This window comes from Aquamicrobium terrae, assembly GCF_040545735.1.
In the GTDB taxonomy this organism is placed as follows: Bacteria; Pseudomonadota; Alphaproteobacteria; order Rhizobiales; family Rhizobiaceae; genus Mesorhizobium; species Mesorhizobium terrae_A.
The window spans coordinates 135672-146771 of record NZ_JBEPML010000004.1; the positions used below are offsets into that span (position 1 = coordinate 135672).

The 11100-nt window shown below is 64.1% G+C and carries 10 protein-coding genes; 7 read left to right on the top strand and 3 right to left on the bottom strand.

Annotated features, from left to right (window positions below; all coding sequences use genetic code 11):
• Positions 1–58 precede the first annotated feature (58 nt).
• A complete protein-coding gene (locus tag ABID37_RS07765) occupies positions 59–916 on the top strand; it encodes a carbohydrate ABC transporter permease (protein WP_354193873.1) in 858 nt (285 codons plus the stop codon).
• Positions 913–1755, top strand: a complete 843-nt coding sequence (locus ABID37_RS07770; protein ID WP_354193685.1) for a carbohydrate ABC transporter permease — start codon at positions 913–915, stop codon at positions 1753–1755. Before ABID37_RS07765 ends, ABID37_RS07770 begins: the two co-directional genes overlap by 4 nt.
• A gap of 35 nt (positions 1756–1790) precedes the next feature.
• On the opposite strand, the gene ABID37_RS07775 is transcribed toward ABID37_RS07770, so the two are convergent.
• Both ABID37_RS07775 and ABID37_RS07780 read right to left on the bottom strand, forming a co-directional pair.
• Positions 1791–2858, bottom strand: a complete 1068-nt coding sequence (locus ABID37_RS07775) for a tellurite resistance/C4-dicarboxylate transporter family protein (protein WP_354193686.1) — start codon at positions 2856–2858, stop codon at positions 1791–1793.
• Positions 2859–3020: 162 nt separating this feature from the next.
• Positions 3021–4184 carry a cytochrome P450 gene (locus tag ABID37_RS07780; RefSeq protein WP_354193687.1) on the bottom strand — a complete coding sequence of 388 codons (1164 nt, stop codon included), beginning with the start codon at positions 4182–4184 and terminating at the stop codon, positions 3021–3023.
• Between the two features lie 296 nt (positions 4185–4480).
• On the opposite strand from ABID37_RS07780, the gene ABID37_RS07785 reads away from it, so the two are divergent.
• The 5 genes from ABID37_RS07785 (at position 4481) to ABID37_RS07805 (ending at position 9966) form a co-directional block, all read left to right on the top strand.
• Positions 4481–5317: a MurR/RpiR family transcriptional regulator gene (locus tag ABID37_RS07785; RefSeq protein ID WP_354193688.1), complete on the top strand. Its 837-nt coding sequence runs from the start codon at positions 4481–4483 to the stop codon at positions 5315–5317.
• Positions 5318–5348: 31 nt separating this feature from the next.
• Positions 5349–6464: an ABC transporter substrate-binding protein gene (locus tag ABID37_RS07790; protein ID WP_354193689.1), complete on the top strand. Its 1116-nt coding sequence runs from the start codon at positions 5349–5351 to the stop codon at positions 6462–6464.
• Between the two features lie 117 nt (positions 6465–6581).
• Positions 6582–8264, top strand: coding sequence for an ABC transporter permease (locus tag ABID37_RS07795; protein WP_354193690.1), 1683 nt, complete (start codon positions 6582–6584; stop codon positions 8262–8264).
• Entirely contained in the window at positions 8261–9361 is a 1101-nt protein-coding gene (locus ABID37_RS07800; RefSeq protein ID WP_354193691.1) for an ABC transporter ATP-binding protein, read from the top strand. The genes ABID37_RS07795 and ABID37_RS07800 overlap by 4 nt, the downstream gene beginning before the upstream one ends.
• Entirely contained in the window at positions 9361–9966 is a 606-nt protein-coding gene (locus ABID37_RS07805) for a histidine phosphatase family protein (protein WP_354193692.1), read from the top strand. Before ABID37_RS07800 ends, ABID37_RS07805 begins: the two co-directional genes overlap by 1 nt.
• Before the next feature lie 30 nt (positions 9967–9996).
• On the opposite strand, the gene ABID37_RS07810 is transcribed toward ABID37_RS07805, so the two are convergent.
• On the bottom strand, positions 9997–10764 hold the full coding sequence (locus ABID37_RS07810) for an AraC family transcriptional regulator (RefSeq protein ID WP_354193874.1): 768 nt from the start codon (positions 10762–10764) through the stop codon (positions 9997–9999).
• Between the last annotated feature and the right edge of the window lie 336 nt (positions 10765–11100).

Sequence of the window (11100 nt, forward strand, 5' to 3'; positions counted from 1 at the left end):
GATTGCAGGGTCGAAAATCACAGCCGGGAAAGGTTGGCAGGTGAAGAAGACGAATAACATGGTGGTGCCCTGGCTGCTGCTTTTGCCGGCCACGGTCCTGCTTGCCGCCTTTACCCACATTCCGGCGGTGATGACCTTCATCAACAGCTTCTACCGCACGCCGCGCGGCAACCGGCCGGCGCGGTTCGTCGGCATGGATCACTATGCGGACATGCTGGGCGATCCAGTGTTCATGGCGGCGCTGAAGAACAACGCCATCTATGCGCTCGGCACGGTCCCGGCGGCGATCGCGCTGTCCATGCTGATGGCCATCATCGTCAACTCCGCCATTCGCGGGCGGGCGCTGATGCGCATGTCGTTCTTTCTGCCGACCGTGCTCCCGATGATCGCGGTCGCCAACATCTGGCTGTTCTTCTACACGCCGGGCTACGGCCTCATCGACCAGTTCCTCGGCCTGTTCGGCTTTCATGAGCGCAACTGGCTGGGCGATCCCGACACGGTGCTCGGCAGCCTGATGGTGCTGGCGATCTGGAAGGAAGCCGGCTTCTTCATGATCTTCTATCTGGCCGCCTTGCAGCAGATCAGCCCCACGCTTTCCGAGGCTGCCGCGCTGGAAGGCACCAGCCGCTGGTATTTCTTCCGCCGCGTGACCTTCCCGCTTCTGATGCCGACCACGCTGTTCGTGATGATCAACGCCATCATCAACTCGTTCCGGTTGATCGACCATGTCATCGTCATGACCCGCGGTGGGCCGGACAATGCGAGCACCTTGCTGCTCTACTACGTCTACAACGTCGCATTCCGTTTCTGGGACACGGCCTATGCCTCGGCGCTGACCGTCGTCCTGCTCGCGGTACTTGCCCTGCTGGCCTTCGTCCAGTTCGGTGTTCTCGATCGCAAGGTGCACTACAAATGAGCGCCATGACCCTTTCCCACCATGCCCGCGAAGCCTCCTTCTGGCGGGTTCTGGAAACCGGGGCCTGCTATCTGCTGGGGTTTCTGTGGATCCTGCCGCTGTTCTACGCGGTGTGGATGGCGGTGCATCCGCCGGCCTATGAGGTGCGCTTCGACCTGCTCGCACCCCTGACGCTGCAGAATTTCGTCGACGCCTGGAACGCAGCGCCCTTCGCGCGCTACTTCCTCAACACCTTTGCGCTGATCACCACCATTCTGGTGTGCCAGTTCGTTGTCTGCACGCTGGCGGCATATGCCTTCGCCCGTTACGAGTTCCGCGGCAAGACGGTGGTGTTCATGCTGGTGCTGATCCAGCTCATGATCATGCCGGAAGTGCTGATGGTGGAGAACTACCGCACCATCTCCAAGCTCGGGCTGGTGGATACGGTGCTGGCCATGGGGCTACCCTATATGGCGTCGGCTTTCGGCATCTTCCTGCTGCGCCAGACCTTTCTCACCGTGCCGAAGGAACTGGATGACGCCGCGCGCGTCGAGGGCGCGGGGCCGCTCGCCGTGCTGCTCAAGGTCTATGTGCCGCTCGCGCGCCCCGTCTATGTCGCCTACGGGCTGGTTTCGGTCAGCTATCACTGGAACAACCTGTTGTGGCCGCTGGTCATCACCAATTCGGTGACCACGCGCCCGCTCACCGTCGGCCTTCAGGTGTTCGCCTCGCCGGACCAGGGCGTGCAGTGGAGCGTGATCTCGGCCGCGACGCTGATGACCTCGGCGCCGCTGCTGGTCGGCTTCCTGCTCTTCCAGCGCCAGTTCGTGCAGAGCTTCATGCGCGCCGGCATCAAGTAGCTCGCCCGGTTCGCGATTTCGCAGCGGCGGACGGCTCAGGCTTTCCGCCCGGTCAGGTTGCGGGCCAGGGCGTGCAGCATGCCGAGGAAGGTGATGCTCCAGGCCGCCAATGCGATGTAGAAGAAGGTGCGCGGCAAGGGGGTGAGGAAGCCGAACTCCATGGCGTGGTCCAACTGCCATGTGCAGGCGGCGTACATGCCGAGCGGGAACACCGCGCCCCAGTAGAGCGGATCGTAGCGGAACGGAAAGCGCTGGTAGCCGTAGCGCCATACCCCGAGCACCAGCAGCATGGGGATCCACCATGTGCCGGTCGCCCAGTAGAAGACCGTGAACCCCTTCAGGAAAGGCAACAGCGAGGTCAGATAAGGCGCGTGCGGGGCGTTGAGGATCAGCAGGGAACCGGCGAGGGTGGAGATGGCCATGGCGCCCATATTGATCCAATAGGGTGGCGCCAGGTCGCCAGGCGAAAAGCGGAAGAAGGCATAGCGATAAAAGATCAGCGACATCATCCAGATGTAGAGCATGCCGCCCCACAGCCACATCGACAGGGCCACCAGGTTGAGTTCCAGCCGATAGGGCTGGCCGATGCGCGCCGCCAGAAGCGCGCTGGATACCGACAGGGCCTGCGTGGCCACAACCGCCAGCAGCCAACCGCCATTGATGCCCTTGTCGAGGGTCGGCTTGTCGCGCCGGACCGTCAGGGCGGTGAAGATCGTATAGGTGAGGCACACCCACAAGACGACGGCCGCCAGCCACAGAATCTTGCCGGCGGCGAGATTCTCGCGCAGCACCATGAACTGGCTGGCGAGGATGCCGGTGCCGGCCACAGTGGTGAAGTAGCCCGGCCCGGCCAGGTGGGTGACCATGTCGCCGAAGAAGCGCCGCGGATGGAACCAGGCCCGCAAGGCGTAGAGAACAGTGAGGACGGCATATTGTCCCACATTGAGGTAGAACAGGGCCTGCGCGAGCGTGCGAAACTCCATCATGAAGGCCGCCAGCGAGACGATGCCGGTGGCCATCACCAGCCCGAAATAGGCAGGCGACATATCGGCAAGGCCCGAGAATTTCCCCTGTCGCGGCTCGTCGTCGCTGTGGATCGGCATCGCTTCTTCGTTCGCCCCCCGGGACGCCATGCGCAGATGCAGCCAGGGGCGGGCCGGCGCCTGCCCGTGCCCCGACAGCGGATCGTCTATAGCGGAGAAGGAATGCCCGGCGCAAATGCGCCGTGGGAGTCGTGCGCAAATGCGCCGTGGGCGCCCTGCGCTTTATGCGATGCGCAGAGGCAGCGCCGAAAATCCGCTGGCCGGATAGATGGCAAGCACCGGTTGCCGCCCGGAAGCCGGGACGATCTCGCTTGTGCCTTTCAGCAGTTCCTCCATGACGACACGCAATTCCAGCCTGGCCAGTTGCGCGCCGGGGCAGACATGGATGCCGCGGCCATAGAGCAGGTTCTCGTCCGGATCCCGGTCGAGCCGGAATTCGTCGGGGTCGCCGAAGACCGCCTCGTCGCGGTTGGCGGAGGCCCATATCAGCATGACGCGTTCGCCGGCGGCGATCCTGCGTCCGCCAATCTCGACAGGTCCGGTCGTCACCCGCCGGTTGGCGATGAGCGGGGCATGCAGCCGCAATATCTCGTCGATGGCAGCCGGCAGCATGCCGGGATCTTCGCGAAGCCGGCGTTGCAGTTGCCCGTTCTGTGCCAGATAGTGGACGAGGATGCCGACGCAGGCCGTGATGGTGCCCAGCTCGCCGACGGTCCAGTTGCGCAGGATGCTGACGATCTCCTCATGGTCCAGCGGCCGCTCGCCGATCCGTTCGCGCAGGAGATCGGTGGTGATGTCGTCCGGCGCGGCCGCGCCAGCCTTGCGCCGCGCTTCCAACAGATCGCGGATATAGCCGTCGAATTCGAGTGCGATCGCCGCCATGGCGGCGGTGTCGCGCGCCAGCGTGGCTTCGTGGTTCTTGCCGACCCAGGCAAGCAGCGGCGCATGCAAGGCGTCGGGCCACCCGAGAAAGGCGCACTGGATGCGCACGGCGAAGCGTTGGGCAAGCTGCGTCACCAGATCGATCTCCACGTTCCGTTGAAGGGTGGACACCAGCTCCGCCGAGATCGTGCGACAAAGCGGCTCGAAGGCCCCGACCCTCCCGGGCTCGAAATGGCGCTCGATCAGCCGCCGGTAGGCCGTGTGCCGGGGCGGGTCCATACCACTCGGCACCGACAGATGGCTTGATACCACGCTGCTGAATGTGTTGTGGTCGTCCAACGCGCGCACCACATCCTCATGCCTGAACAGCGACCAGCCCAGATAGCCGCTATAAGCCACCGGGCAGCGCTGGCGCATCGCATCATAGGCCTTGATCTGGTCGGAAAGCACCGCTTCGGACCGGGGGTCCCAGTCCGATTGCGGCTTGTCTGGCGTCGGGTGCATCGAAATCCTCTGGCAACAGTTCCGATGCCCGGCAAGGGCAACGGCATTGCAGCATCCCTAGTGCAGCGTGCACGCACCCGTCTTTGTGCAAGCGCAAACGGCGACCGCGCGATTGAGGACTATCGGAATCGGCCGCGGATAGTCCGGCAGCTGCCAGCATATGGCTTACGCCACCGCAGGAGCGCCGTTTAGGCTTGCAGTATCTGAAGATTCTGCAAGAAGTCTTGCAAAAAGTGCTTGACATCAAGATGACTTGCAATAATTGTTAGTCTTGCAAGATAATTTGCAGGGCGCACATGACCATTCTGGAACGGATTAAATCGAACTCGGCCAAGCTGACGGATTCCGACCAGAAGCTGCTGACCGCTTTGCTCGAGAACCGCGCGGAAGCGGCCTATCTGTCGGGCTCGCAGCTTGCCGAACGCGCGCAGGTCCATGAGGCGTCGGCGACACGGCTGGCACAGAAGCTCGGCTACAAGGGCTACCCTGACTTGCGCGCCCAGCTCCAGCGTGAGGTCATCGAAGGGCAAGACGCGGCAAATCGCATGCGCCGCTCCGTCGCCAAGGTAGAGCATGGCGACTTCCTGGCCGACCTGGTGGCCGCGGAAATCACGGCACTGGAAAGTCTGGCGCGCTGCATTTCCCAGGGCGAGATCGACGATGCCGCCGACCGCATTTTCCAGGCAAGGCGGGTTTTCATATTCGGCCAGGGCCATGCCCAGTCGGTGGCGGCATTTCTGCAACGCCGGCTCGACCGCTTCGGCATGACCACCATCGCCCTGACCGGGCGTGGCCGCGACATAGCCGAGCGCGTGGTGGGCATGGCCAGGGGCGACCTCGTGCTGGCGCTTGCCTTTCGCAAGCAGCCGAAAAGCTATGCCCCGCTCTTGCGCCACGCGGCCGATGTTGGGGCTGGCAGCATCCTGATCTCCGATCTTGCCGGGCCCATGATGGAGCCGAAGGCCGATCTTCTCCTGGCCGCGCCGCGGGGGCGGTCAGGCAGCGAATTCCAGACCCCGACGATCCCCCTGGCCATCGTCAACGCGATCCTGATGACGATAGCCGGACGGCATGAGGAGCCGATCATCGGAAAGCTGGAAAAACTGTCGGGGCTGTTCTCCGACTTCGATTGAATCGGGAGGAAAGACTGTGGTGGACATATCCATGATATTTCGCGCCGCCTGGCTGGCGTGCACGATCGCAATGCCCGGTGCTGCGCTCGGGCAGGACCTCGACAAGCTCACGGCGGAGGAACTGGTTCCGCTCGCCGTCAAGGAAGGCAGCGTGACCGTCTTTTCCCTGTCGAGCCGCATCGCGCGCGTCGAGGCTGCTTTCGAGGCCGCCTATCCCGGCATCGACCTGATCGGCGTCGACATGAGCTCGGTCAAGCAGATCGCCCGCGTCGAGGCGGAGCAGCAGGCCGGCGTCCATGCCGTCGACGTGCTCTATCTGGCCGATACGCCGGTCGTCTATGACAAGCTCCTGGCTGCCGGGCGCATCTCCAACTACGTGCCGCCGCGCATGGCCGGCGAACTGGAAGATCGCTTCAAGGAGCCGCTGCTCATCCACCGTCTCTCGACCAAGGTTCTCATGTACAACGAGGCCGCCTACCCGGACGGGGCGCCCGTCTCCAATCTGTGGCAACTGACGAAGCCGGAATGGAAGGGTAAGGTGCTGATGGTCGACCCCAGCCAGCGCGGGGAGCTGCTCGATCTGCTGACCGAGATAGCGCTCCATCCCGATGAGATGGCCGAGGCCTACAAAGCTGAGTTCGGCAAGGATATCGAGGTCGATTCCGATCTGCAGGGCGCGGGCGAGCAGTATGTACGCGATCTGTTCGAGAACGATCTGATCCTCGTTGCCAACAGCGATGTGGTCAACAAGGCGGTCGGCGACAAGACCGCGAAAAACCCGCCCGTCGGTTTCACCACCTATTCGGACCGTCGCGACAACGAAAAGGAGGGCTGGGCGCTCCAGGTGGCCAACGACGTCGTGCCCGCCAACGGCATTCTGTTCCCGGCGGTGCTGGCGATTGCCGACAACGCCCCGCATCCCGCGGCCGCGCGGCTGCTCATCGACTTCATGTTCGGCGACGACTCGCCCAGCGGCGGCCCCGCCTTCGAACCGTTCAACGTCCCGGGCGACTACGCAACCCGCAAGACAATCACCGACGATCCCGATTCGGTGCCGCTGGAAAAGCTCAATGCCTGGACCATCGACGCGGCCAGGACAGCCGCCGCCCGCAGCCGCATCAGCGACCTGATCATTGCCCTTCAGTAGGTGGCATGACGCCGGCGCGTCGCGGACGCGCCGGCCGCCACCCGAGGTTCCGGACCCATGACATCGTTGTCTCCTTCGCTTCTGTCGGGCGGCAGGTTTGCCCGATCGAGATACCTCATGCCTGCAATTCTCATTGCCATCGTGGCGATCCTGGTCGTCGCGCCGCTGGTGCGAATCTTCGTCTCGACCCTTACGCCCGACGGCCTGGATGCCTGGCGCACGGTGCTGGCGAGCCCGCTTTCCAACAATCTGTGGTGGCGCCCGCTGCTCAACACCTTGCTGCTCGGTTTCGGGGTGGCCACGGGGTGCCTGCTGCTCGGTGGCTTCCTCGCCTGGCTGGTGGTGCTGACCGACGTGCCGGCACGCAATTTCATCGGCACCCTGTCTACCCTGCCGTTCATGATCCCGAGCTTTGCCGGAGCGCTGGCCTGGGGCACGCTGTTCCGCAACGACAGGCTGGGTGGGTCGCCCGGCTTTTTCCAGGCCAATGGATTCGCCATTCCCGACTGGCTTGCCTGGGGCCTTGTTCCGACGCTGATCGTGCTCGTCGCCCACTATTTCTCGCTCGCCTACACCATCATCGCCGCCGCCCTGAGTTCCGTTGGCGCGGACATGATCGAGGCGGGCCAGATGGCGGGCGCGCGTCGTTCGCGCATCTTTTTCGGCATCATCCTGCCCGTCGTCACGCCGGCATTGATCGCGGCCTCCTCTCTGACCTTCGCCGGTGCCGTCTCCAACTTTGCCGCACCCGCCCTGCTTGGCCTGCCGGTGCGCATGCAGACGCTGTCGACGCGCCTCTTCGGCATGATCGAGACCGGACAGAACGAGCGCGGCTTCGTGCTGGCCCTGCTGCTGATCGCGGTATCGGCGACACTGCTGTTTTTCAGCGACCGGCTGGTGTCGGGCCGCAAGGCTTTCACCACCGTCACCGGCAAGGGCGGCCGCACCAAGCGCTTTGCGCTCGGTGTCTGGCGCTGGCCGCTCTTTGCGCTGGCGGCGGCGATCGGGATGATGACCTCGGTGGTGCCGGTCCTCGTCCTGGCCGCGTCGAGCTTCGCCCCACAAAGCGGCGCGCTGTTCTCCAACTGGACCCTGCATTTCTGGGTCGGTGAAGGGGGTGGCGAGATCGCCCAGGGGCAGGCCGGCCTGTTCCGCAACCCGGTGCTGATCGATGCCCTGTTCGCCACGCTGAAACTCGGCATCGTGGTGGCCATGACCACCATGGTGCTCGGCCTGTGCCTTGCCTACACCATCGTGCGCCACAAGGGCAGTTTGCTGGCCAATGCCCTCAGCCAGCTCGCCTTCCTGCCGCTGCTGGTTCCCAGCATCGCTTTCGCGGCAGCCTATATCGCGCTGTTCGGCGCGCCGATCGGGCCGTTTCCCTCGCTCTATGGCACATTTGCGCTGCTGGTCCTTGCCGCTACCGCCCACAACCTGCCATATGCGGTGCAGGCGGGGCGATCGGTGCTGGGCCAGATCTCGGCCGACATCGAGGAAAGCGCGCGGCTGACGGGCGCGAGTTTCCTGACGCGCATGATCTTCATCATCTGCCCGCTCGCCATCCGCGGCCTGCTGGCCGGCGCCATCCTGGTCTTCGTCAAGATGGTGCGCGATCTGTCGCTGGTGGTGCTCCTGTTCACCGCGACGTCGCCGGTGCTCAGCATGGTCGCCTATCGCTATGCATCCGAAGGCTTCATGCAGTTCGCCAACGCGATCACCCTCGTCATCCTCGTAATCTGTCTGGCGGCATCGCTCCTTGCCCATGTCCTCCAGAACCGCGTGCAGAAGTGGAAGCAATGATGAACGCCCCGCATGTCCAGGCGCAGGACGCCATCCGCATCAGCAATCTCGTCAAGCGTTTCGGCGAATTCACCGCCGTCAGGGACGTCAACATCTCGGTGCCCAGAGGAGCCTTCCTTGTGCTAGTGGGTCCGTCGGGCTGCGGGAAATCCACGCTGCTGCGCATGCTGGCCGGACTGGAGGCGCCGAGTTCGGGCTCCATCTCCTTTGAAGGGCGCGTCGTCTCCAGCGGCGAGGCCGGGGTGGTCGCCGATGCCGGGGCCCGGGACGCCGGGCTGGTCTTCCAAAGCTATGCGCTGTGGCCGCACATGACCGTCTCTGGCAACATCGCATGGCCGCTGAAGGTTGCCGGATGGTCGAAGGCGAAGCGTGAGGATCGCATCGAGGAGGTGCTGAACTTCCTCGGCATCTTTGCCTTGCGCGATCGCTATCCGGCCGAGATTTCAGGCGGCCAGCAGCAGCGCGTGGCGATTGCCCGGACCATCGCGCCGCGGCCCCGCATTCTTCTCTTCGACGAGCCCTTGTCCAATCTCGACGCAAAGCTGCGCATCGAAATGCGCAGCGAGCTGATGCGCATCCACCGCGCCACCGGCGCGACCTCGGTCTACGTCACCCATGACCAAGTGGAAGCCATGACGATGGCATCGCATGTGGCGGTGCTCAACAACGGGGCCGTCGAACAGTTCGGCAGCCCGATCGACCTTTTGCGCTATCCGCACACCACCTTCGTCGCTTCCTTTCTTGGCACGCCGCCGGCCAACCTTTTGCCGGTGTCGCGCAAGGGCGACATGCTCGCCTTCGGCGACCTGCCCCTGGCGCCCGCCGCACTGGCCGGCGCTCATGGTGAAGCCCAGTTGCTCTACCGCGCGCAGGACATCGCCGTCGGCGCGGTCGAAGGCAAGCCGAAGCTGGTGGCCAGCTTCGCGGAAGCAGCCCCCATCGCGGGGCAGACGATGGTCACCGCCACGGTGGGAGATCTGCGGATCACCGCCATGGCCGAAGGTTATTTCACCGCCGCGCCGGGCGACAGGATCGAACTCGCCTTCGTACGGGAGCCGGATGCTGTCTTCACCGCCGAGGGCCAAAGGATCGATTGATGAGACTGATAATGTTGCGGCACGGCGAAACCGTGTGGAATGTCGAACAGCGTCTGCAGGGACAGGACAATTCCGACCTTTCCGAGCGAGGCATATGGCAGGCGCGCAAGTTCCTGCCCTATGCCCGAGCGCTGGTGCCCGCGCAGGTCATATCCTCCGATCTCGGCCGCACGCGTCAGACGGCACGGCTCATCGGCTATCCGGACGCCCCTTCCGATGCCCGCCTGCGGGAACTGGACATGGGCGAATGGACGGGACGCACCAAGCTGGATCTCATCCGTGACCATCCCGAGGACTATTCGGCCTGGCGGGCGGGATCGTTCACGCCGCCGCGCGGCGAGACATGGCAGATGTTCCGGGCCAGGGTGGCGGAGAGCATCCGTGACTGGCTGCGAAGGACCGAAGGGGACCTGCTGGCCATCGTGCATGGCGGCGTCATCCGGGCGGCCTGTCACGAATTCCTCGGGCTACCGCCCTCCCGCGTCGTTCCGGTGACGCCGGGCACGGCGACGATCCTCAATTTCGCCTCTGCCGACGAAGGCGTCGCCTTGCTGGAAGGTTACAACATCGGCTCGGTCGTGCCCGACCTGTCGGTTGCCGATTGAGGCCGGCCGTCCTTCGCGGCGACGGGTTCGCTAGACACGCACCCGCTTCGGCGTGACGCCATAGGCCTTGCGGAAAGCGGTGGTGAAGCTCGACACGTTGTTGTAGCCGGCGAGATGGGCGGCGTGGGATACGGGCACGCCGTCATTGGCCAGGGCGGTGCGGGCGGCCTCCAGCCGCTTTTGCCTGATGAAGTCGAAGATGGTGATCCCGAAATGCTCCTTGAACCGTCGCTGGACGGTCGACGTGCTCGATCCTGCTTCCTTCGCGATCAGGTCGATGGTCAGCTCGCTGGTGAGGTTGGCCATGATGAAATCCCTGACGCGCTCGCAACAGCGCAGGCTCATCAGCGACGGTGAGTGCTGGTGCTCCTCCTGCTCGGCCACCATCGTCAGGCACGATTGCCACATGATGTCGAGCCCCTGCGCTTTCAGGTAGAGGGAGCTCAACTCGCCCTCGAGGATAGAGGGCGGGTTCATGATCTTGTGCGCAAGCTGGATAATGTTCTGGCCCGGCTCGAACGAAAAATGGGCGAGGTGCTCGCCGAAAAAACGCCGCAGGGCCGACGCGCTGATGCCGTCCTGCGTCTCGAACAGGCGGGTCAGCCAGGGCAGGGGGGCCGAAATCATCACCTTGCGAAGCGGAACGTCGCTTTCGTCGAAGAAGCGCAGCTTGCTGTGGCGGGCGACATTCAGCATGAACACGACCGGCGAACAGGCGTCCTCGCGGCCCGCATCCAGCCGGAACGGCCGGCCGTCGATGACGAAACCCTGCGCGCCCTGCAGGAACACCATCAGCATGAATTTCGGCCAGATTTCCTGCTCGCCGATGTCGTCGGTACAGTTCGTGACGTTTTCGAGAGCGCCCACGAACAGCTCATGTGGCGTGTATTGCATGAGACGATCCTAGCGCCGGCCGCGGCGCGATGCCGTCCGCGCGTAAAACTTTGCCATTCCTGCCAAACTCTTTCGCCTCGACAGACCTATCGAGCCAAGCCTATATCTGACTGACTTTATCAAGTTTAAGCTCTGCCTGGGCGGGTGGCAAGTCTTGTCACTGCCGGCCGTCAGTCGTGGCCGCGCGCCGGGGCAGGGCGCCTAGTAGGGGCCAAATACATGAACTCCAGGCTGCTGGCA

Coding starts and splice junctions, on each gene's coding strand:
- ABID37_RS07765 (WP_354193873.1), top strand. CDS start 59: ATGGTGGTGCCCTGGCTGCTGCTTTTGCCGGCCACGGTCCTGCTTGCC.
- ABID37_RS07770 (WP_354193685.1), top strand. CDS start 913: ATGAGCGCCATGACCCTTTCCCACCATGCCCGCGAAGCCTCCTTCTGG.
- ABID37_RS07775 (WP_354193686.1), bottom strand. CDS start 2,858: ATGCCGATCCACAGCGACGACGAGCCGCGACAGGGGAAATTCTCGGGC.
- ABID37_RS07780 (WP_354193687.1), bottom strand. CDS start 4,184: ATGCACCCGACGCCAGACAAGCCGCAATCGGACTGGGACCCCCGGTCC.
- ABID37_RS07785 (WP_354193688.1), top strand. CDS start 4,481: ATGACCATTCTGGAACGGATTAAATCGAACTCGGCCAAGCTGACGGAT.
- ABID37_RS07790 (WP_354193689.1), top strand. CDS start 5,349: ATGATATTTCGCGCCGCCTGGCTGGCGTGCACGATCGCAATGCCCGGT.
- ABID37_RS07795 (WP_354193690.1), top strand. CDS start 6,582: ATGCCTGCAATTCTCATTGCCATCGTGGCGATCCTGGTCGTCGCGCCG.
- ABID37_RS07800 (WP_354193691.1), top strand. CDS start 8,261: ATGATGAACGCCCCGCATGTCCAGGCGCAGGACGCCATCCGCATCAGC.
- ABID37_RS07805 (WP_354193692.1), top strand. CDS start 9,361: ATGAGACTGATAATGTTGCGGCACGGCGAAACCGTGTGGAATGTCGAA.
- ABID37_RS07810 (WP_354193874.1), bottom strand. CDS start 10,764: ATGCTGATGGTGTTCCTGCAGGGCGCGCAGGGTTTCGTCATCGACGGC.